The 20,964-nt window shown below is 45.3% G+C and carries 17 protein-coding genes; 10 read left to right on the forward strand and 7 right to left on the reverse strand.

Annotation, left to right across the window (positions count from 1 at the left end; all coding sequences use genetic code 11):
• The 3 genes from BTR1S_RS05445 to BTR1S_RS05455 form a co-directional block, all read right to left on the reverse strand.
• Positions 1-767, reverse strand: a 767-nt coding sequence (locus BTR1S_RS05445; protein WP_169802088.1) for a cache domain-containing protein, incomplete at its 3' end; no start/stop codon positions are given.
• A gap of 48 nt (positions 768-815) precedes the next feature.
• A complete protein-coding gene (locus BTR1S_RS05450; protein ID WP_029418789.1) occupies positions 816-998 on the reverse strand; it encodes a hypothetical protein in 183 nt (60 codons plus the stop codon).
• 23 nt (positions 999-1,021) lie between these two features.
• The gene (locus BTR1S_RS05455; RefSeq protein ID WP_006637198.1) at positions 1,022-2,125 is read right to left on the reverse strand and encodes a GerAB/ArcD/ProY family transporter; all 1,104 of its coding nucleotides are present in this window, start codon (positions 2,123-2,125) and stop codon (positions 1,022-1,024) included.
• Between the two features lie 161 nt (positions 2,126-2,286).
• Here BTR1S_RS05455 and BTR1S_RS05460 point away from each other — a divergent pair, with 161 nt between their 5' ends.
• The 9 genes from BTR1S_RS05460 to BTR1S_RS05495 all read left to right on the forward strand — a co-directional run bounded on the left by BTR1S_RS05460 (position 2,287) and on the right by BTR1S_RS05495 (position 13,552).
• Positions 2,287-3,861, forward strand: coding sequence for a spore germination protein (locus tag BTR1S_RS05460; protein ID WP_006637197.1), 1,575 nt, complete (start codon positions 2,287-2,289; stop codon positions 3,859-3,861).
• Positions 3,862-3,881: 20 nt separating this feature from the next.
• Entirely contained in the window at positions 3,882-5,081 is a 1,200-nt protein-coding gene (locus tag BTR1S_RS05465; protein WP_006637196.1) for a Ger(x)C family spore germination protein, read from the forward strand.
• 327 nt (positions 5,082-5,408) lie between these two features.
• Positions 5,409-7,112 carry a ribosomal protection-like ABC-F family protein gene (gene abc-f / locus BTR1S_RS05470; protein WP_006637195.1) on the forward strand — a complete coding sequence of 568 codons (1,704 nt, stop codon included), beginning with the start codon at positions 5,409-5,411 and terminating at the stop codon, positions 7,110-7,112.
• A gap of 122 nt (positions 7,113-7,234) precedes the next feature.
• Positions 7,235-7,396 (forward strand): hypothetical protein, encoded by a 162-nt coding sequence (locus tag BTR1S_RS22415; protein WP_155910111.1) that lies wholly within the window; start codon positions 7,235-7,237, stop codon positions 7,394-7,396.
• 1 nt (position 7,397) lies between these two features.
• Positions 7,398-8,963, forward strand: a complete 1,566-nt coding sequence (locus tag BTR1S_RS05475) for a spore germination protein (protein WP_029418790.1) — start codon at positions 7,398-7,400, stop codon at positions 8,961-8,963.
• A 27-nt stretch (positions 8,964-8,990) separates the two neighbouring features.
• Positions 8,991-10,088: a spore germination protein gene (locus BTR1S_RS05480; protein WP_006637192.1), complete on the forward strand. Its 1,098-nt coding sequence runs from the start codon at positions 8,991-8,993 to the stop codon at positions 10,086-10,088.
• Positions 10,089-10,129: 41 nt separating this feature from the next.
• A complete protein-coding gene (locus tag BTR1S_RS05485) occupies positions 10,130-11,230 on the forward strand; it encodes a spore germination protein (RefSeq protein WP_006637191.1) in 1,101 nt (366 codons plus the stop codon).
• Positions 11,217-12,419: a Ger(x)C family spore germination protein gene (locus tag BTR1S_RS05490; RefSeq protein WP_006637190.1), complete on the forward strand. Its 1,203-nt coding sequence runs from the start codon at positions 11,217-11,219 to the stop codon at positions 12,417-12,419. The genes BTR1S_RS05485 and BTR1S_RS05490 overlap by 14 nt, the downstream gene beginning before the upstream one ends.
• 38 nt (positions 12,420-12,457) lie before the next feature.
• The gene (locus BTR1S_RS05495; RefSeq protein ID WP_029418791.1) at positions 12,458-13,552 is read left to right on the forward strand and encodes a GerAB/ArcD/ProY family transporter; all 1,095 of its coding nucleotides are present in this window, start codon (positions 12,458-12,460) and stop codon (positions 13,550-13,552) included.
• A gap of 53 nt (positions 13,553-13,605) precedes the next feature.
• Here the strand turns inward: BTR1S_RS05495 and BTR1S_RS05500 are convergent, their stop codons facing one another.
• Positions 13,606-15,048, reverse strand: coding sequence for an MDR family MFS transporter (locus BTR1S_RS05500; RefSeq protein WP_255265705.1), 1,443 nt, complete (start codon positions 15,046-15,048; stop codon positions 13,606-13,608).
• Between the two features lie 204 nt (positions 15,049-15,252).
• Between BTR1S_RS05500 and BTR1S_RS05505 the strand changes: the two genes are divergently transcribed.
• Positions 15,253-15,765 (forward strand): MarR family winged helix-turn-helix transcriptional regulator, encoded by a 513-nt coding sequence (locus tag BTR1S_RS05505; RefSeq protein ID WP_006637187.1) that lies wholly within the window; start codon positions 15,253-15,255, stop codon positions 15,763-15,765.
• Positions 15,766-15,804: 39 nt separating this feature from the next.
• Here BTR1S_RS05505 and hag read toward each other — a convergent pair whose 3' ends face one another.
• The 3 genes from hag to BTR1S_RS05520 all read right to left on the reverse strand — a co-directional run bounded on the left by hag (position 15,805) and on the right by BTR1S_RS05520 (position 20,737).
• Positions 15,805-16,773, reverse strand: coding sequence for a flagellin Hag (gene hag / locus BTR1S_RS05510; RefSeq protein WP_029418793.1), 969 nt, complete (start codon positions 16,771-16,773; stop codon positions 15,805-15,807).
• A 236-nt stretch (positions 16,774-17,009) separates the two neighbouring features.
• Positions 17,010-19,052, reverse strand: a complete 2,043-nt coding sequence (locus BTR1S_RS05515; RefSeq protein WP_029418794.1) for a molybdopterin oxidoreductase family protein — start codon at positions 19,050-19,052, stop codon at positions 17,010-17,012.
• Between the two features lie 254 nt (positions 19,053-19,306).
• The gene (locus BTR1S_RS05520) at positions 19,307-20,737 is read right to left on the reverse strand and encodes an MDR family MFS transporter (protein ID WP_029418795.1); all 1,431 of its coding nucleotides are present in this window, start codon (positions 20,735-20,737) and stop codon (positions 19,307-19,309) included.
• Between the last annotated feature and the right edge of the window lie 227 nt (positions 20,738-20,964).

Below are 20,964 nucleotides of genomic sequence, written 5' to 3' on the forward strand. Positions count from 1 at the left end.
TTAGTTACAAAGACCATTTGCTTTTCTTTGCCTTCAAACGTGTATGAAAAGAGGCCTTTGTCTTTACTGTACATTTGCTTCATCCAATCGCCTTCACCTGCCGTTCCGGCCTTGGCTTTCGGGTGGGCAACGTATTTTTGATCAGCGCTTGAAATAAATGCAAATCCGCTTGTGCCGATTTTTACATCATTGGTCGCTTTAATCAGCTCGTCGATGTTCAAACTGAGCGCGGCAACCCCTGAACCGTCTTGATTTTGTTTGGCGATGGTAATGACCGTATTGCCTGTAGCGGCAGACTTGTAAGGCTCAGTGACAATGATTTCGCCTTTTTTCGCAACGGCTTCTTGATACCAGCCTCTTTCGACGGGATCATAGTTTTCCGGCATTTTTGTCCGAGGGTACTGGACATAGATGCTGTCTTTTGAACCCGTAAAAACGGCCTCGACATCTTTGTTCTGTTTTGCGTATTGCGCAAATTTTTCTCTTACAGAAGCCTGATCTTTTTCCTTGTATGTTTTGTCCTGAATCGTTTCGCTAAAATAGGCGATGGCATCGGCCTTTTTTTCGACGTTTTGATCAATCATCTTGTTTAATTGATCAACACTGTTTCTCGCGCTTATCATCATTTCGCTTTCAAGTGAACTTCCAGCCGTATAATATGAGCTGCACGCAAGTACTGCAACAGGAATTGTTAAAATGAATAAAAATGAGAATATTAATCTTTTTGAAATAGACGGACGCTTGATCCAGTCCCATAATTTCACCATGGCCATAACTCCTTTTTTCAAGTCTATGACATGATTATCGGACAATTATCACATTTTTATATTAAATTTAAAAATTTCGTTTTCGAAATAAAAACCGATTCGTAAAAGATGATCTTCATGGGAAAAACGGGTAAAAATAAAACCACCCATATCCATGTTTTCAGCAAACATCAACGTCTGCCGATCGATTGTCATACCATCCCAGAATGTGTCGCTTGATTTTGACTTCACCAGTTTTCAACATCCACACGATTTCATGAATGCCGGGTGCTTCCGCCAAAATGCTTTTTAACCATGACGACGGCTGTCAACAAGAAAGGGATGATGAATTCAAATAAAACAAAAATCGAGCGAAGGACGATTTTTGCCTGTTCGATATGTTCGACATAGCTAGCTGCCGAAGCCATTGAAACCGTTAAAATGATGAAGCCGATCGGAGCGATAAGTGAAGCATGATGTTTCAGATTGAATAAATCGGCTGAACATATGATTGCTGCATAAGAAAAGATGGCCACTTTAAAGAAATTCCCCACGACGAGAACGATCATTGCAAATCCCTGCAAGCCCTGTATAAAACCGCCGATATTGATCTTTTCCACAAACCTCAAAAACGGAAAAGTGGAAGTTGACCATCCGTATACACCCAACACAGCGATTTCTAAGACGATCGTCATGATTAACACAAAGCCCGCAAATATCATGGCAGTCAATCCGAATTTCATCCCATTCCGTGACCTATTGATATAAGGGAAAATAACGGTAAAACAAACCAGCTCGCCGTAAGGGAAGAAAACACGTTCAAGAAATGCTGTTGTTACAACAGGCTCCCAGCCGTTTTCCAGGACGGGAAGCAGGTTTTCAAAGCGGATGACATTAGATGCCGCTAAAAAGACAAATGTCAATATAATCAGAAACAAAAGCAGCGGGAAAATCAATTCTGCCGTTCTGGCCAATACTTCTATACCTTTGTACAGCGCGTAGCAAACGAGAAGCATCGTAATTCCGCTGACGATATACATGGGGGTTTGATTGTATTGAAGCAAAAGGAGTTCGCTTGAATCCCGCAAATCTCTTGAAGCTCCATAGATAAAAAACAGAACATAAGAAAGGCCGATCAGAAAGCCGAGGTGCTTTCCCAATATCTTTTGAAAATAGCGGGTCGGCAGCAATTTAGGGTACTGTTTGTAAAGATAATAATAGTGAAAAAATAACACGGTTCCGCCGATCATACCTATCAGTTCCGCCAGCCATGCGTCTTGTTTGGCACCTATCCCCAACGGAACGATCAGAGCTGTGCCAAATTCGAATAATACAATTAAAGTAAATAGCTGTTTTGGGCTGACTTTTGCTGTTTCCAAGTTTCCTCACCCTCAAAGAACCTTTTTTGTCAATGTACAGTTAATCATTGACAAAAAAGGTTTTGGATAATCAAAGGTCTTGGATGATTCTTCTTCAAAAGGATAAAACGGAGACAATAAAGGGATAGTAAAATCAATTACAAATGAAAAGTGGGTTCATCATGAGTTTGTTTAGAAAGCGGTATAATCGATCCTTTTCCATCACAAAGCCTGCCGAAGATCATGCCGGTCCGAAAGATATATTAAGTGTAGCCCTTGCTGAAAATCTCCAGCGGGTCAAAGAAACGCTAGGAGGAAGCGATGATATTATCATTCGCGAATTTTTAATCGGTAAAGGCGCGAATGTGAAGACGGCAATCATCTATACCGAGGGCTTAATCGATGCACAATCGATTGAACATTCTATTCTCGGGTCCTTATTGTTCCACTTAAGGGACATAGACATCTCGATTGAAGAAAGCCCGCTGGAAAAGCTGAAAGAATCGGTGTTAACCGTCTCTGACATACAGGAGTTGACGGAATATGGCCGGCTTTTCAGCCTGCTCCTGAGCGGTCATGTCATCTGTCTGCTTGACGGTTATCAACGGGGATTTGCCATTGGGATGAAGGGCGGCAAAGACCGGGGGGTTACGGAAGCAACCGTTGAAAATACGGTGCGCGGCCCAAAAGAGGCATATTCGGAAAATCTGCGGACAAATACAGCATTATTGCGGCGGAAAATCAATGATCAACATCTTTGGTTTGAAACTAGGAGCATCGGCAATGTTACGAAAACGAAGGTTTCGATTGCATATATAAAAGGAATCGCAAATCAAAAGATCGTTGAGGAAGTCCGAAAACGGCTGGATCAAATCGATGTTGACAGCATTTTAGAGACCGGCTATGTCGAAGAGTTGATACAAGACGAAACATACACGCCGTTTCCCACCATTTTTCATACTGAACGCCCTGATGTGACAGCGGCAAATCTGCTCGAGGGGAGGGTCGCTATTTTTGTCGACGGAACACCTAATGCGCTGTTGGTTCCTTCTTTATTCGTGCAATTTTTTCAAACTGCTGATGATTATTACCAGAGGGCCGACATCACAACGCTGCTCCGAATTCTTCGTTTTATCGGATTTTATATAGCGCTGCTCGGACCATCATTTTACATCGCCATTACCACTTTCCATCAGGAAATGCTGCCGACCCCGCTGCTTGTCAATCTGGCTGCACAGCGTGAAGGCGTTCCGTTTCCCGCTTTTGTTGAAGCACTTTTAATGGAAGTCACGTTTGAAATCCTCAGGGAAGCCGGCGTGCGCATGCCGAAGACGATTGGACAGGCGGTCTCGATTGTCGGTACGCTTGTTATCGGTACAGCGGCAGTTGATGCAGGGATCGTGTCCGCCGCCATGGTTATTGTGGTTGCGATCACGGCGATTTCAAGCTTTATCGTCAGCTCTTTTAACCTGGCTATTGCCGTTCGAATGCTTCGGTTTATTTTTATGGGACTTGCCGCGTCATTCGGATTATTCGGGCTGATTGTGGGGCTGATTGCTCTTGCTCTTCATTTATGCAGTTTGCGGTCGTTTGGAATACCGTATATGTCCCCGTTCGCTCCTTTTATCCAGGAAGACCAAAAAGATGCGATTTTCCGGATGCCGCACTGGGGATTGTTTTCCCGCCCCCGTTTGATAAACCAGAAAAATGTCCGGCGCGAACATACAGCTTCACCAAAGCCGCGGCGAAGAAACTAAAATTGAGAGGAGGATAAGGGGTGCGAAAACACATCAGTTTATTGATGATACTATTCCTTGCATGGCCTCTGGCATCAGGCTGCTGGAACAGGCGTGAAATGAATGAGCTTGCCATTGTAGGTGCGATGGGGATTGATAAGGCGGGTGATCAAAAGGTTGTCACAACTCAGATCATCGACCCGGGACAAGTTGCCGCCAAGCAAAGTAAAACTGTGCAAACTCCGGTTATGACATATCAGGAAAAAGGCAATACGATATTTCAAGCAGTCAGAAGAATGTCAACCGAGACGGCGAGGGAGCTTTATTTTTCACATTTAAGAGTGCTGGTCATCGGCGAGGAGCTGGCGAGGGAAGGGATAGGTGAAATCCTTGATGTTTTTTCACGGGATCAAGAGGTGCGGCCTGACTTTTTTATTGTCGTCGCAAAAGATGCAAAGGCGGAAAATGTATTGAAAGTTTTAACCGGATTGGAAGACATTCCTGCAAATAAATTGTTTTCCTCTTTAGAAACGTCTGAGAAAATGTGGGCGCCTTCCATGACCGTTACCTTGGACAAGCTCATTTCCGATACGGCTAGTGATGGAGTGCAGCCTCATTTAACAGGGCTTCTGATGACCGGCTCAATGAGAAAAGGGGAAAACCAGGCAAATGTTCAAGAAATTTCACAGGATGTCAGACTAAAATACAATGGAATAGCGGTTTTTAAAGATGACAAATTGATCAGCTGGATGAATGAAAGCAACAGCAAGGCAGTGAATTACGTGTTGGGCAATGTGAGGGGAACGGTTGAAGAAGTGCCTTGTTCAGCCGGAAAAAGAAAAATTGCGCTCGAGGTCATTCGCATGAAATCGAATATGGGAGTTAAAGTCGCAAATGGTTTACCGAGAGGAACCGTTCAAGTCCATGTGGAAGCCAACATTGGTGAAGTTCAATGCAAAGTTAAGCTGATGAAATCAAAAACGATTGAAGATGTAGAGACAAGAGCGAATGAACAGCTGAAAAAGAACATTGAAGAAGCGATCAAAACAGTGCAAGAACAATATAAAATCGATATATTCGGTTTTGGAGAGGCGCTTCATCGCTCAAATCCGGTTTATTGGAAAAAGGTTAAAAACAACTGGGACGAAAAATTTGCAACAATGCCGGTACACATAAAAACCGATGTACAGATTCGACGTGTCGGCACGATCGGAAAATCACCAATGGAAAAACTGGATTGAACAGTCATCTAAAATATTGACAATGTTTCCCTTCGAATATATACTGTTTGATAAATACAGTGAAAGGAAAAGGTATAGGGGACATGATTCAGTAATCTTATTTTCCATCGTTTTTCATATGAAAAAACGGAAACTTGGAGAATAGGATACGTCTGCCCTTTTATACCTTTTTTGCATTGCCTTACACCCGCATGTTTATTTGCCATGCGGGTGTAAGGAGATCAGTTCATGCTGTTTTCACGATGCATATGTTGGCACACGATCCTCTCCGGGTTTCCGCGAGAGGTTTTTTGTTGTTCGGCCAAAAACATACAAGAGGTGAACAGTATGACAGTTTTGATGAAAATAAGAGGATTGAAAAAAAGCTTTGGAGACCAAACGGTGTTAAAGAACATTGAATTTGATTTGGCCACAAATGAACGAATTGGTTTAGTGGGATACAACGGAACGGGAAAAACGACGCTTGCCAACATCCTGGCCGGCCGCATGGACGCTGATCAGGCCTCGATTGAAACAGCGTACCCGCTTAAAATAGGCTATCTGCTGCAATCCATTGAATATTCGATCCATGATTTCAGCCAAATGTTAACTGATGATGAGAGCGGCGGATTATATAAACTGACGAGCCAAATGGGGCTGTCGAAGGTTCAGGCCTGGAAAACTGAACGGCTTCGCCACATGAGCGGCGGAGAAAAACTGAAGCTTGCCCTCGCGCATATCTGGAAAACGATGCCGGAGATTCTCATCTTGGACGAACCGACAAACCACCTGGATATAAACGGCATCAACTGGCTCCTTGAAGAGCTTGAAACGTATCAGGGCGCCGTACTGATCATTTCTCACGACCGCTATTTTTTGGATCAGTCCGTTTCGAAAATTTTAGAGCTTGAAGACGGAAGGCTGCATGCTTATCAAGGAAACTATTCCGACTACCAGCGCGAGAAAAAACGGCTGTATGAAGAGAGGCTGCATCAATATGAAGAACAGCAGAAGTATAAACAAAGAATTGAATCACAGATTGCAAACCTTCAAAACTGGTCCGGGAAAGCCCATCGGGATTCAACAAAAAAAGAAGGCTTTAAGGAATATTACCGGTTAAAGGCCAAAAAGCTCGACAACCAGGTGAAATCTAAATTAAAGCGGCTCGAACAGGAGCTGACGAAACATAAACTCGAAAAACCGAAAGAAGAAGAATCCGTCAAGTTTCAATTTTCTTCAAATGAAAAAAGAGGAAAGCGGATTATTGAGGCGAAAAACCTGGCAAAGGCTTTTGACGGCCGCACGCTGTTTGAAGACAGCAGCTTTTTTATCAAGCATGGCGAGCGGATTGGACTGGTCGGGAGCAATGGGTGCGGAAAGACGACTTTGATCAGAATGATATTGGAAGGTGAACCGGTGACGAGCGGAACCCTTTGGAAAAGCCGCTCCATGAAGGCCGCTTATTTAAGCCAGGATGTCAATGATTTAAATACAGATCAAACGATCGCACAAGCGCTGCAATTGTCTGACAGAGACAAAACGGCAACCGTGCGGACGATTTTGGCCAATATGGGCATAAAAGAAAATCGATTCGACCGGCCGATCGGGACGTTTAGCTTGGGTGAGCGCACTCGGATCAAGCTCGCGGGCATGATCGTAAAGGATTATGACATTCTCATTTTAGATGAACCGACAAATCACCTTGATTTGCCCAGCAGAGAACAGCTTGAGGAAACATTGCTTGAATTTCAGGGAACCATCATCATCGTTTCCCATGATGTATATTTCATGGAAAAATTGTGCGACAAGCTTCTTGTATTTGAAAACGGGAAAGTCCAGCGAATCGAAAGGGGTCTGAAGGACTGGCAGAACAAAAAGGAAAAACCCAAAACCGAACATGATGAAGCCGAGCGTCTGCGGATCGAAACCCGAATGACGGCGGTGCTCGGGGAGTTGGCCGGGCTTTCGCATGAGGATCCCCGATATCATGAATTGGATCAGGAATTTTCACAGCTTTTGAAAATGAAACAAGCGCTTTCCAATGAAAAATAAGGAAAGACAAAACAGCCATCTGTGTTTTTCGACGGATGGCTTTTTTTTGCTTATCCGGATCAATCGTGGTTTAAATTACCATATTTATAGAAGTCATCCAAGGCAATAATAGGTTAAAAAAGATGGTATTAGCAAAACAGACGAGGGTGATGACAATGTGGAATACGATCGTGTCCTTTCTTCCGAATTGGGTGGTTATCATGCAGGCGATTTTTGTATTTTTAATTCCGTATGCCATTTCAAAATTTTTTCATTGGATTCAAATAAAAGAGGATGAGGGATGACATGAGGTGGTGGAAATCAAAAACAAGGCGAATTACAAATCAGTCTCTTGAACGCCGTTCTACAAACAAGACGCCGTCTCAAGAATCAACCGGATTTTTCACCGGTGATTTTGATCATGATCTGAAAGTGATTGAGACGAAAATAGGACATAACTCAGATGTGCATTTCCGTGAATTTGACATCGGAAGAACCGGTACCAAAGGGGCTATCGTGTTTATCGATGGGCTTTCAGATAAAGACCTGATTAACAAACATATCATGAAATCGCTGATGGCCGATTTCTCAGACGAATATAAAATCGAGCCCTCTGCATTAAAAAACAGCCTTATTCCCCTGATTAAAAAACAAATTCTGCCCATTAGTGAATTGACAGAAATCAAGCATATCAGCGAACTGGCGCCGGAAGTATTAATCGGTTCAACAGCCCTTTTAATCGATGGTTCTGCAGAAGTATTCATATTGGGGACAGCCAAAGGAAACAAAAGGAATATTGAAGAACCCGTATCAGAAGCTTTGGTCAGGGGGGCCAGGGTGGGCTTCACTGAAGCATTGAGCACAAATACCGCCCTTTTAAGACAGCAGGGGAAAAATGAAAGTCTGACGATGATTCAGCTTCAAGTGGGAAAACGGGCCGTAAAAAGGCTTGTCATTGCCTATATTGAAGAGTTGGCTGAATCGGAGCTTGTGGAAGAGGTCAAAAAAAGAATTCAACAGATTGACATTGATAATGTTCCGGAATCAGGCTATATCGAACAGCTGATTGAAGACAATTATCTGAGCCCGTTCCCTCAGGCGCAAAGCACTGAACGTCCCGATCGGGTCATGAGCGCATTGATGGAGGGCAGGGTGGCCATTCTGCTCGATGGCACGCCTTTTGTTTTAATCGTTCCGGTTACATTCAGCATGATGCTGCAATCGCCTGAAGATTACTATGAACGCTGGTTTCCAAGCTCATTTATCCGCATCTTACGGTTTGGAGCTGCGATGATTTCGCTATTGGGGCCCGCTTTATATATTTCATTTATTTCGTTTCATCCCGGCTTGATACCGAGTGAGCTGGCGATTTCCATTACAGGGACGAGGGTTGGCGTTCCGTTTCCTTCTTTAATCGAAGCCCTCATTATGGAAGTGGCCATTGAAATCTTGCGTGAAGCCGGTTTGCGTCTGCCAAAGCCGATCGGGCAGACGATAGGAATTGTCGGCGGTCTCATCATCGGCGAGGCAGCCGTTCAAGCGGGGATCGTCAGTCCTATCATGGTCATCGTCGTAGCGGTAACCGCGATTTCTTCATTTGCGATCCCGCAATACAGCGCCGGGATTTCTCTGCGGATGCTCAGATTTGTAGCAATGTTTTGCGCGGGCGTATTTGGATTATACGGCGTTATTATGTTTTTCCTGATGCTCGCAAGCCATGCAGTGAAGCTGAAAAGTTTTGGCGTTCCATATGCAAGTCCAGCCGTGCCATACCGTTTAACCGATTGGAAGGATTTTATCATCCGCATGCCGATTTCGGTGATGAAGCGCAGGCCAAAAATGATGAAAACGAACGATTCGTCGCGCAAATGATAGCCCGGAAAGGAGTGAGGCATGAAGATGATCAGTCAGAAAGAGCGGATGACCACTTCACAGACAGCTGTTATCGTCACCAATTTCCTGCTTGGAACAGGCATCTTGACGCTCCCGAGAACTTCTGTAGCTGAAGTGAAAACGCCGGATGTTTGGATCTCACTATTATTAGGCGGCCTGATCGCCCTTATGGCGGGGATCATCATGGTGAGGCTAAATCATCATTATCCTGATAAAACGTTTTATCAATACAGCAGGGATATTGTGGGAAGTAAGCTCGGCGGATTGTTCAGTTTGTTATATATTTTTTATTTCATGGCGCACTCCGGGTTTCAGGTTCGTTCAATGAGTGAAATTACGCAGTTTTTTTTGCTGGAAGGAACCCCGCTTTGGGCGACCGCCATCATTTTTTTGTGGGTGGGGCTCTACTTGATGATCGGCGGCTTATATCCGATTGCACGTTTGTTCCAGATCATTTTTCCGATTACGGTTCTGTTGTTTTTGCTGGTAGCTTTTATGAGTATAGGGATATTTGAATTGGACAATTTACGGCCTGTAATGGGAAAAGGAGTTTCGCAGGTGCTGAAAGGTGTCAAAGTAACGGCTCTGTCTTTTTCGGGCATTGAAATTATCCTTTTCATGCTGCCCTTTATGAAAAAGCCTGATCAAGCGATAAAAGCCGTCCTGGCGGGGGCGGTTCTCCCGCTGCTCTTTTATATGATAACCGTCGTGATGGTCATCGGCGGCTTATCGGTTGAGGGGGTGGTCACCCGCACTTGGCCGACCATCGATCTGATGCGCAGCTTTGAGCTGCAGGGACTGATATTCGAACGCTTTGAATCCTTGCTGCTTGTGATCTGGATCATGCAGCTTTTTACGACCTTTGTGATTTCTTTTTACGGTGCGGCTTTAGGCATATCACAGCTCTTTCAGAAAAATATTCAGCCGATTATGTACGGGCTGCTTCCAATTATTTATTTGACGGCAATGGCTCCGAAAAATATCAACATCATGTTTGCATTCGGCGATTTCATTGGCAATAGCGGAGTGTTTTTAGGCGGTATTCTCCCGCTTTTGCTCCTTATGATTTCAAAGATTAAAAAACGAAAACAATCGAATCCATGAAATAGGGCGTGCAGAGGGATTGAAAGGAAGTGAATACATTTATGACGGCCAGTCCCAAAGACCGAATTACACTTTCTCAAACCGCCATTATCGTGACGAATTTCCTTTTAGGAACAGGTATCCTGACACTCCCCCGAACATCCGCAGCAGACGTAAAGACGCCGGATGTTTGGCTGACTGTCGTATTTGGAGGACTGATCGCCATGATCACAAGTTTTATCATGGTGAAATTGAACAAGGAATTCCCCAAAAAAACGTTTTACCAATACAGTCAGAGCATCGTTGGCAAGTGGGCGGGAGAACTGATCAGCCTGCTTTTGATTTTTTATTTTCTCATGACCTCGGGCTTTCAGGTGCGTTCGGTTTCTGAAGTGACGCAGTTTTTTTTGCTGGAAGGAACCCCGCTCTGGGCGACCGCGATGGTTTTTTCATGGTGCGGCATTTATGCAGTCATCGGCGGTATAAGCACGATTGCCCGGCTGTTTGAAATCATCTTTCCGATCACAGTCATTATTTTTTTATTGGTGGCATTTATGAGCGCGGGGGTAATTGATTTAGACAATCTGCGGCCTGTATTGGGGAAGGGCATCAAGCCCGTGATGCAAGGCGTCAAAACCACGGCATTCGCCTTTACAGGCATTGAAATCATGCTCGTTATCGGACCTTTTATGGAACGGCCGAGTCAAGCATATAAAGCTGTATTGATCGGAATATGCTTTCCCATCATTTTTTATATGATTACCGTCATCATGGTCATTGGAGCGATGTCTGTCGAAGGCGTTGTAACGAGAACATGGCCGACGATTGATCTGATGAGAAGCTTTGAAATGCCGGGCCTTATATTTGAACGGTTTGAGTCTTTGCTGCTGGTGATCTGGATCATGCAGATTTTTTCGAATTTTACGATCAGCTACTATGCTGCCGCTTTGGGGCTGTCCCAGCTTTTCAAAAAAAAGATTCAGCCGATCATATTCGGACTGCTTCCATTGATTTATGTGATTTCGATGACGCCTAAGAACATTAATCAGCTCTTTCAAATCGGAGATCTGATCGGCAACACCGCCATCTATTTATGCGGCTTGGTTCCTCTGCTGCTCCTTGTCATCTCAAAATTAAGGAGGAAAAAACTTGAAACCAATTAATAAAAAGATCTGCCTCATCTCCGCCGTTATGCTTCTGCTGTTAACCGGATGCTGGAGCAGCCAAGAAATCGAAGAGCGCGGTTTAACATTTGCCATAGGGCTTGATAAAGGAAAGGAAACTTCTCTGGAAAAATCGTTTGATAAAGAAGGTGGATATTATCCAAAAAAAGACCGGATTACCATGACCTTTCAGTATGTAAATGAACAGGCCGCCGGTTCAAAGGCATCCGGAGGAGGAGGAGGCACGCAACAAAAATCTTATATCAATGTATATGAAACAGGAGACTCCATCCAGCAAATCACGACAGAAATCGCCTTAAGAAAGGACAGACCTGTATACAACCCCCACTTAAAAGTCATTGTCATCTCCTCTGATCTCCTGCGCACTTATTCCCTGGAAGAGCTGCTTGATCAGCCTCTCCGTGATAATGAAATAAGACCAAGCAGTCTCGTCCTCATCACAAGAGGCCAGGCGAGAGATACACTTGAGCTAAAAGAAACAGGGGAAATGCCGGCGTTTCGTCTGCGCAAAATCGTTGACAATGCCAATGAGGCCAAAAAGATTCTGCCTCCTGTGACCCTTGCCAAACTGATAGGAAAAATGAGAGCGGGGACTAGCTATTTGATCCAAAATGTGGCTAGTGCCGAAGGAGAAATTAAATATGCGGGAGCCGCCGCAATCAAAGGAAAAACGAATAAACTTCTCGGATTTTTGAATGAACAGGATCTAGACGGGATCATGTGGATTATCGGAAGGGGAAGAGGCGGTGCCATTAAAAGCTATGATCCAAAAACAAAAAAACTGACCACTTTCCAGGTGGAGCACATCAATAGTAAGATCAAGCCAATTGTCAAAGGAAACCGGATCTCATTTGAGGTATCTGTTCAATCCGAAGGCCATCTTGCCGAAAAATGGGTGCCTTCTGAAAAAGCGTTTGATAACAAATTTATAGAAAAAGCAGAAAAGGATGCGGCATCTGTCGTGAAACAATTGATGGAGAAAATCACAAAGAAAATGCAGGAGGAATACAAAGCTGACCTTGCAGGCTTCGGAAATGAGCTCAGAATTACTCATCCGCGGCTTTGGGATAAGCTGAAGAAAAATTGGGATGAGACATTTACTACGATACCGATTAAATATCATGTGAAAATGAACATTAAAGATTATGGAACCGTAGGGGAGCAGTGATAGAACAGCTTTAGGGACCAGATAGGCGGTGATGAAAAATGATCAGTTCCCAGGATAAAATAACGACGCCTCAGGCAATCGTCGTCTTTGTCAGCTACATCATGGCGGCGGGGATTCTTTCGCTGCCGAGAACAGCCGCAGCGGAAGCCGGCACCCCTGATGTGTGGCTGTCCGTGATTATCGGCGGCCTTATTACGATGGTAGCAGGTGTGGTCATGACAAAATTAAGCCAGGGCTACCCCGGAAAGACCTTTTTTGAATATGGCGGAGATATTGTCGGAAAATGGCTGAGCGCGTTGATTAGCTTGTTTTTTATCGGACATTTTGTAATGATCGGAGCATTTGAAGCAAGGATCATGGCGGAAGTCATCGGCTTTTTTTTGCTGGAAGGAACCCCTCTCTGGGCAATCATCATGACGACGATATGGGTCACATTCTATGCAATAAAAGATGGCATGGGTTCAATCGCCCGTTTGGCTGAAATCATATTTCCAATCACAGTGATCATTTTTTTGACGATTGTCTTTTTGAGCAGCAGCATATTTGAACTGGATAATTTGCGGCCCGTTCTGGGAAAAGGGATCATGCCGGTCTTTAAAGGAACAAAAGCAACCGTTCTTTCCTTTATCAGCGCAGAAGTGATGGTGTTCCTTTTAGCGTTTATGAAAAAGCCGGAAAAAGGCGTCAAAGTCGTGGTAGTAGGCCTGACCATTTCTTTGGTTTTTTACTTGATAATCGTTATATTCGTCATCGGCACGCTTTCTGTAGACGGTGTGGTCACAAGAACATGGCCGACGCTTGATCTGATGCGCAGCTTTGAAATTCCAGGTTTGATATTTGAGCGGTTTGAAACATTTCTTCTCGTCATCTGGATTATGCAGCTGTTCGCGACGTTTTCGATTTCGTACTTCACGGCGTCTCTCGGCCTGTCACAGCTGTTCGGCAAAAACATCAGACCGGTGATGTTTGGTCTGCTGCCTCTCATGTATTTGATCGCGATGACTCCCAAAAATCTTAATCATGTATTTGCGTTTGGGGATGTGGTCGGCAGAATAGCCGTTATCTTATTTGGCCTGGTGCCGATTCCGCTTCTTTTGATCTCCAAAATGAAAAAGAAAAAAGCAAAAACGTAAACAACGCTCATTTGAAAAAAGCCGGAAAAATGAGGACGTTTCTCCGGCTTTGTTTATTTGCTTTTGGCGGTTATCTGCATCCGGTCTTTCGGCATAAGGAAAACGAGTAAAAAGGCGGCAGCCGCAGACAAAATCGCCCATGAAAACGTATGGACAATAGAGTTTGACAGCGCTTCTGTTATCCGGTTTAGAATATCCGCCGGAATCGAGGATCTCGCGCTTGATAAGATCTGATTTGCATCATGCTGGGAAGAGAGCCCCGGCATTTCCGCACCTGTAAAAAGATCTGACATTTGTTCTGAAAAACTGTTCTTTTGCAGCATGCCGAAAATGCTGGCGCCGACTGTCATCCCGAGCGAACGCAGGAAGTTGCTCGTCGAAGTCGCCGAACCGCGCTGTCTTGGACCAAAATGGTGAATGGCTGCCATGCTTAACACAGAAAATGAAAACCCTACCCCTAAGCCGACAACGATCATATATCCGGTTAATAAGAGGCGGGCGGTACCGGTATGCAGCGTGCTTAATAAAGAAAAGCCCGTCACTAACAACAAGCCTGAGATCAGCATGATATTCCGGTAGCTCATCTTCGTTGTTAAAAAACCGCCGATTTGCGCGGAGATCACGGAGCCGAGCATCATCGGCAAAAGGATGAGCCCCGAATTTGTCGCTGAGTCACCATAGACGCCCTGGACAAAAATCGGAATCTGGATCGTCGCCGAAATAAACGTCGCTCCGTAACATAATGCAACTAGCGTGCTTGCGGCAAACAGGCGGTTTTTAAACATCTCAAAGGAAATGATGGGCTCGCTCGCCTTCCGCTCAATCAGAAAGAAACAAATAAATAAAATAGCTGAACCGCCAAAAAGCAGAAGAATGATGCTTGAATCCCAAGCATATTTTTCACCGCCAAGCTCAAGCGCGAACATGAGGCAAACGACTGCGCCCACGAGTGTAATCGCGCCAAACCAGTCGATTTTTTGTTTTTCGTGCTGCTTTGCCTCTTTATAAAACAAGAGAATCAAAAGGAAAGAAATCAAACCGAGCGGCAGGTTAATATAAAACACCCAATGCCAACTGATGTAATCTGTGATATAAGCGCCGATGAGCGGACCGAAGATGCTTGACAGTCCAAAAACGGCGCCGAACAGCCCCGAAACCTTGCCGCGTTTTTCCGGCGGAAAGATGTCAAAAATAATCGTAAAGGCAATCGGTATCAGCGCGCCGCCGCCGATTCCCTGTATGGCACGGTAGATGCTGAGCTGCTCAATACTCGCAGCCGTTCCGCACAATGCCGAGCCGGCCATAAATAAGATGCTTCCAAAAAGAAAAAATCGTTTTCGGCCGTACATATCCGACAGTTTGCCGAAAATCGGCATACCTGCCATTTCCGCGACCATAAAAGCCGATACGACCCAGACAAAGCTGTCAAGTCCGCCAAGGTCGCCGACAATCGTTCCCATTGCGGTAACGACAATAGTGTTATCCATAGAGGCCATGAGAATGGCCAGCAGCAATCCTGCTACAATCAATCCTAATCGCTGATGCTGAGTATGTGACAAAATCATCTTGCTCCTTTAATGAAAAATTCAACCTTAGCAGTTGTTTGGCATGAGAAGATCATTCCTGTTATAATCATTTTATATTAGGAAATAAATATCTTAGGCGCTAAGATAATTTGATTTTAAAGAAGGGTGTTACAGATGTCAAGAAAAAATCAAACAACAAGAGAGGAACTGATCAGGGAGCTGGCCCGGCAGCTGAGATATCACAGCACGGCGACCGTTTTCATGCATCAGGCGATCGCCGAAAAGATCGAACTGAACAGAACGGATCACAAATGTCTTGAAATCATCTCGCGAAGCGGAAAGTTAACAGCCGGGGAATTAGCGGAAAAAAGCAACCTGACGACCGGAGCCATCACGGGGGTAATCGATCGCCTTGAAAAGGCGGGATATGTCAGACGCATCAGAGATTCAGCAGACAGAAGGCGGCTTTTGCTTGAGCTCATTCCGGAAAATATGGGTGACATTCACGACATATTTGAAAATCTGACTGAATCTTCCGTCGAGTTTCTCAGTCAATATACGGACGAGGAGCTGAAGATTATTACCGGCTTTATCAAACATAGCACCGAATTTGCCGCAAACTATGCAAAACAATTGAGAAAGGCAAAGGATAAACAAACGAAAAAAGGCGCCGGGGCCCAAAGATGATGGAGCATCTCTTTTGGGCCGGCGCCTTTACTCATGTTTTTAGCGCAGAAGCTGCAACACGTTTTGCGGCTGCTGATTGGCCTGGGCCAGCATCGCTTGGGACGCCTGGGAAAGAATATTATTCTTTGTAAACTCGCTCATTTCTTTCGCCATATCCACATCGCGAATCCGGGACTCTGCAGCTGTTAAGTTTTCAGAAGAAGCCCCTAGGTTGTTGATGGTGTGTTCAAGACGGTTTTGAACGGCACCGAGTTTGGACCGCTGTGCAGATACTTGTTTCGTCGCCGAGCCAATTGCCGCCAGCTGGTTTTGGAACGAGTACTTCGTTTTGTCATCATCGCTTAAAGGCGTTCCATCCGCATTTTTACCGGTGAATTTCGTGACATCAATATCGGCGATTTTGAAACCGGATGTCGTCACTTTTTTCCCGTCTTCGTCCTCTGATGTGCTGTCTTCAAGGCCTAAAGCGGTGACAGACATGTTCTCGATGTTCACGCTGATCGTTTGACCGCTGTTGGCGCCGATTTGGAACTGCAGTTTTTCTCCTCCATCTGATTTAAAGGTGCCGTCCAGCAGGTTCTTTCCATTGAATTGCGTACGGTCCGCAATCCCTTTGCTGGCGTTTTCTCCTTCTTTACCGCCAATCTCTTCGAGCAAAGAGCTGATTTCATCTTGAATGGCGCTCAGGTCAGTCGTATCCTGTGTTCCGGTGTTGTTCGCCTGAACGGCCAGTTCGCGGATGCGCTGAAGGATTGAGTGGGTTTCAGTCAATGCACCTTCTGCTGTTTGAATGAGAGAGATTCCGTCTTGGGCGTTTTTAGACGCCATTTCCAAGCCGCGGATTTGCCCTCTCATTTTTTCAGAGATTGCAAGACCAGCCGCATCGTCTCCTGCTCGGTTGATCCGAAGGCCGGAAGAAAGCTTTTCCATGTTTTTTTGCGATGCTCCGTTGTTTACTGATAGCTGCCGGTACGTGTTAAGCGCTGCAATGTTGTGGTTGATTCTCATGTTTCCTTTACCTCCATGTAATCGGTTGATATGTTGAGATCTTGGAAAAAAGATCCCAGTCGGGCCCTGACATATTTTGCATCGGCATATATTTACTATTTTTAATGATAAAACCTAACAGTTCAAAAAATAGACAAAAATGATAAATAGAAGGAATGTTGGTAATATTGTGAAATGCCTTTCGTTATGATATCAACGCAAAAAAGACCGGTAAAAAACACCGGTCTTTTTCATACTCACCCTTTTTGAATGTCAACTTTTCCGGAAAAAAAGGTTGCACCGCCGCCCATATCTGCTAATCGGTCAGGTGTCAACGCATTGACGAGATAATTTTTTCCCTCTGCATCGGCCCACAGCCCCTGGCTGACCACTACGCCGGGCAGGACGTTTTCTCCGACCGCTGCAGTCAGCACACAATCCCCGCGGTCATTCCAAATTTTCACGGCGTCTCCGTCTTTGATGCCTTTTGCTTCCGCATCTTTTATATTCAGATGTACCTTTGGCTCTTTCTCCAGTTTGATGTGTTTTGCATTATTTGAAAACGTCGAATTTAAAAAATTATGATTTGGCCCAGGCACAAATAAAAACGGATAGTCACTTGTCTCCGCAAGGGGAGTATGGGTCGGCAGAGCCGGATATCCGTCCTGCTCCATCTGTTTGGAATACAATTCGATTTTTCCGCTTGGCGTCGGGAGCCTGTCAGGAAAAATCGCTTCTCTTTTTGCTTTCACAAAATGCTTTTCAGACAAACTGTCGTAATCGATCCCTTCAAGCCAGGGGTTTTCGGGATAGTCGAGGGCCTGCCTGATCATCTCTTCATCCGAATCCTTCAGAGGCTCGTCATCAAAGCCCATCGCTTCTGACAAAAGGCGGAACACCTCTGTATTCGATTTGCTTTCACCGTACTTTTCGATGACGGGTTTTTGAATTTGCGTGTAGTGATGCCAATACGATGTATAAAAATCTGTATTTTCAAAAGCGGAAGAGGCCGGCAGCACAATATCGGCATACCGTGCGGTTTCCGTCAAAAATAAATCATGCACGACCGTAAACAGGTCTTCGCGTTCAAGCCCTTTTCTGACTTTGTTCGCTTCAGGAGCGACAACAGCTGGATTGCTGCTGTAGACAAATAAAGAACGGATCGGCGGGTCGGCGATTTCCAAAAGGGATTTGCCGAGCTGATTCATGTTGATCACCCGCGGCGTTCTGCCATTTAACAAATCCGGACGCTGTAATGCCTTTGTATTATAGGCTAAAAATGCTGTGTTGCCTTTAATCGCACCTCCGCCTTTTACCGTCCATTGACCGGTAATCGCGGGCAGACAGGCAATGGTTCTGACAATCATCCCGCCGTTGTCGTGATGCTGCAGCCCGTTCCCAATGCGGATAAGGGAAGGGGAAGTTTTTCCATACAGGCGGGCGAGCTTGATGATATCCTCACGGGGAACGCCGGTAATTGCCGCAACCGTATCTGGATCATATTGCAAAACATGCCGGCGGAGCTCTTCATGACCGACCGTATATTCTTGAAGAAACGCTTCATCAGCCAGGCCTTCGGCAAATAAAACGTGCATGATGCCGAGGGCGAGGGCGCTGTCCGTTCCCGGCAGGACCGGGATGAACCAGTCCGCCATTCGGCCGGTCTGATTTTTATGAACATCAATTACAACGATTTTCGCGCCGTTTTTTCTCGCTTTCTGAGCGATCGTGATCTGGTGCATGTTCGTTGATACCGCATTGATTCCCCAAAAAATAAACAGCTTCGTCTCTGTTGTATGTTCCGGGTCTGTGCCGATGCTTCCGCCCATTGTGTATTTATAGCCCGTCGAACCGGCAGGCGTGCAAATCGCCCGGTCAAGCTGGCTTGATCCGAAGCGGTGGAAGAAGCGCCTGTCCATTCCTTCGGCTGTCAGATTGCCCATGTTGCCGTAAAAGCTGTAGGGCAATATAGATTCTGCGCCGTCTTTCTCAATCAGCTCCATCCAGCGGGAGCGAATCGTTTCAATCGCTTCATCCCAGCTGATCGGTTCAAATGCCCCTGATCCTTTCGGGCCCGTTCGTTTCAGCGGCGTTTTCAGTCGTTTGGGATCATAAATCCGCTCAGTCATGTTGCGTACTTTGTTGCAGATGTTGCCCTGTGTGACAGGATGATCGGGATCACCCTGTATTTTAACGATTTTGCCATCTTTTTTATGAATAAGAAGACCGCATTGATCCGGGCAGTCAAGTGAACATACCGATTTGAAAATGCCGTCCCTTTGCTGAATATAAGATTCCATGGAATACGTTCCTTTCCGGTAAAATAACTATGATTCTAGCATTATAACATGTCACAACATCCCGTCAATTCTGAAAATATATGCTGATCAAGTCATGTTGCCGGTTTTCCTATACAAACACATCATTTTTTCTAAGTAAGAGACATTCAGCGACAGCTGGCTGACCTAGCGGCCAAGGGGAAATGATATGGCGTGCTGGATGAAAAAACCCCCGGAAGAGAACACCGGGGGAGTAAAAAAGCCGCAGGCAGATATTAATTTTCGTCAAAATCGGGCGCAACAGCTTTTTTAATTAGTAATGAAATAAAGAAAGCGGCGCAGCTTAAAGCCAAGGCAAACCAGTAGGCATGATGGACACCGTGTGTCATTGCTTCATTTATGAGCTGTTTGCCGGCTGAAGCCGCCTGATGTTTTTCCAAGAAGCTTTGCTGACCTTGGCTCATGATGCTTACAAATACCGAAACGCCAAGCGCGCCGGCAACAGGCTGCAACGTATTGGCGATTGCCGTTCCATGAGGATATAAATGCTTTGGCAGCTCATTCAATCCATTCGTCTGTGAAGGCATCATGATCGCGGAGATGGACAGCATCAATATCATGTATACCACGATAAACCACCATATCGGTATCGACGGGCCGATATTGCTGAAGAAAATCATCACACCGACCAATACGATCGTTCCGGGAATGATCAGTTTTCTCGGTCCGAACTTGTCGAATAAAGCGCCCATGGCAGGCGACATGAGGCCGTTTAATAGCGCACCCGGCAGCAGCAATAGCCCGGCGGTTTTGGCAGAAAGGCCGAGCGGGCCTTGTAAATACATCGGCATCACAATTTCAGAAGCAAACATCGCCATGATGACGATGATAAAAAGAATGACCCCGCGCGTATAATTTTGATAGGCAAACACGCGTACATTCAATAACGGCTCGTCCAGCTTCAATTGTCGGAGCACGAACAGCAGCAGACTGATAAAGCTGATCACGATCACGGAAATGACCGTCACGGACGCAAATCCGTGCTCAGCTTCACCTGCGCTGCTGAAGCCGTAGACCATTCCTCCGATTCCAATGGTTGAAAGGATGATCGACAACACATCCGCACGCGGCTTTGTCACTTCTCCGACGTTTTGCAAATATTTCATCGCAAAAAGAATCGAGAATACTGCAAAAGGAATCACAATGATAAACAGCCAGCGCCAGCCTAATAAATCAACGATGACGCCTGACAGCGTAGGACCGATTGCGGGAGCAAACATAATCACCAGTCCGAACGTCCCCATAACCTTGCCGCGGACTTCCGGACGGTAAATTAACAGCAAGGCATTCATGATAATAGGGATTAACAACCCTGTGCCGACGGCCTGTATCATGCGCCCGGCGAGCAGCATGGGAAAGTTCACCGCACAAGCGGCGATCAATGTCCCAACCAGAAAAACGGTCATCACGCCGATAAACATCTGTCTTGTCGTAAACCATTGAATAAGCAATGCGGAAACAGGCATTAACACACCCATGACAAGCATAAACCCTGTCGCCAGCCATTGAACAGTCGCAGCATCCACGCTGAATACCGTCATTAATTCAGTTAATGCAATATTGAGCAAGGTTTCGTTCAATATTGCAAAAAATGCGCCAATCATAAAGGTGATCATTATCGCCTTAGAATTAAGTTTTTTTTCCATACCATTCCTCCTAATCGTTACAATGGTGCCAAAGCCGCGTCACTGTTCCGGCCTTTAGGCACAGCTTACATATTGATCAAATGAAGGTTTCCCGGAAAGTGAATACCAGTTCGGTTTTACTTCCCCCTCTTCATGTTATGTTCTGGATTTTCGTCATATCTGTTTACGTGTCTCCACCGCCATTATATAGATTTTTTTCTTACGATTGGCAACTATATGAGTATACT

The sequence above is a fragment of the Bacillus sonorensis NBRC 101234 = KCTC 13918 genome, assembly GCF_001592005.1.
Lineage (GTDB): Bacteria > Bacillota > Bacilli > Bacillales > Bacillaceae > Bacillus > Bacillus sonorensis.

Bases quoted from the DNA above. Each gene is read 5' to 3' on its own strand.
- BTR1S_RS05460 (WP_006637197.1), top strand. From the start codon at position 2,287: ATGAGTTTGTTTAGAAAGCGGTATAATCGATCCTTTTCCATCACAAAG.
- abc-f (WP_006637195.1), top strand. From the start codon at position 5,409: ATGACAGTTTTGATGAAAATAAGAGGATTGAAAAAAAGCTTTGGAGAC.
- BTR1S_RS22415 (WP_155910111.1), top strand. From the start codon at position 7,235: ATGGTATTAGCAAAACAGACGAGGGTGATGACAATGTGGAATACGATC.
- BTR1S_RS05475 (WP_029418790.1), top strand. From the start codon at position 7,398: ATGAGGTGGTGGAAATCAAAAACAAGGCGAATTACAAATCAGTCTCTT.
- BTR1S_RS05480 (WP_006637192.1), top strand. From the start codon at position 8,991: ATGATCAGTCAGAAAGAGCGGATGACCACTTCACAGACAGCTGTTATC.
- BTR1S_RS05485 (WP_006637191.1), top strand. From the start codon at position 10,130: ATGACGGCCAGTCCCAAAGACCGAATTACACTTTCTCAAACCGCCATT.
- BTR1S_RS05495 (WP_029418791.1), top strand. From the start codon at position 12,458: ATGATCAGTTCCCAGGATAAAATAACGACGCCTCAGGCAATCGTCGTC.
- BTR1S_RS05500 (WP_255265705.1), bottom strand. From the start codon at position 15,048: ATGGCCTCTATGGATAACACTATTGTCGTTACCGCAATGGGAACGATT.
- BTR1S_RS05505 (WP_006637187.1), top strand. From the start codon at position 15,253: ATGTCAAGAAAAAATCAAACAACAAGAGAGGAACTGATCAGGGAGCTG.
- hag (WP_029418793.1), bottom strand. From the start codon at position 16,773: ATGAGAATCAACCACAACATTGCAGCGCTTAACACGTACCGGCAGCTA.
- BTR1S_RS05515 (WP_029418794.1), bottom strand. From the start codon at position 19,052: ATGGAATCTTATATTCAGCAAAGGGACGGCATTTTCAAATCGGTATGT.
- BTR1S_RS05520 (WP_029418795.1), bottom strand. From the start codon at position 20,737: ATGGAAAAAAAACTTAATTCTAAGGCGATAATGATCACCTTTATGATT.